This window comes from Mesorhizobium sp. M8A.F.Ca.ET.165.01.1.1 (assembly GCF_004792065.1).
GTDB lineage: Bacteria > Pseudomonadota > Alphaproteobacteria > Rhizobiales > Rhizobiaceae > Mesorhizobium.
The window spans coordinates 1-539 of record NZ_SRTH01000057.1 but is presented as its reverse complement, the minus strand read 5'-3'; the positions used below and the strand labels follow the sequence as shown (position 1 = coordinate 539).

Below are 539 nucleotides of genomic sequence, written 5' to 3'. Positions count from 1 at the left end.
CCTCCGTCCGGCAACGGTGGCACCACCAGCAACGGCCTCAATTGGAGCATCGAACCCTGATGGCAACGCTCAACATCCAGGGCCAAAAGGTCAAGGTCGACGACGCCTTTCTGTCGATGACGCCCGAGCAGCAGAACGCGGCGGTTGAAGAGATTGCGAAGTCTCTGCCGGCTGCACCGGGCGCTGACGCAGCGGCGGCCGACGAACGCGCGAAGGCTGGAATTGCCAAGGCCCAGCAGATCATTGACAGCGGCGGCCCGAAGCCTGACGGCGGGCACAAGGTGCCCGACTACCAGCCGCCCGGCTTTGATATGGGCGCTGGCGGCACGTTCCTGACTTCGACCGGTGAAGGCATTCCAATCGCCGGCCCGCTAATCGACAAAGGTCTGACAGCAGCAGCGGCCGGCATCGGCTCTGCGATCAGCGGCGAACCGTATTCCAAGGTTCAAGGCGACATGACGCAAATGCAAGAGACCAGCCGCGCCGCCCATCCTATCGCCCGTACTGCGGGCAACGTGACCGGTGCTGTCGCTGGCACA

1 pseudogene is annotated in these 539 nt (G+C 64.0%); it reads left to right on the top strand.

Annotated features, from left to right (window positions below):
* Positions 1-59 precede the first annotated feature (59 nt).
* A pseudogene (locus tag EN808_RS35105) lies at positions 60-539 on the top strand (hypothetical protein); the annotation flags it as partial.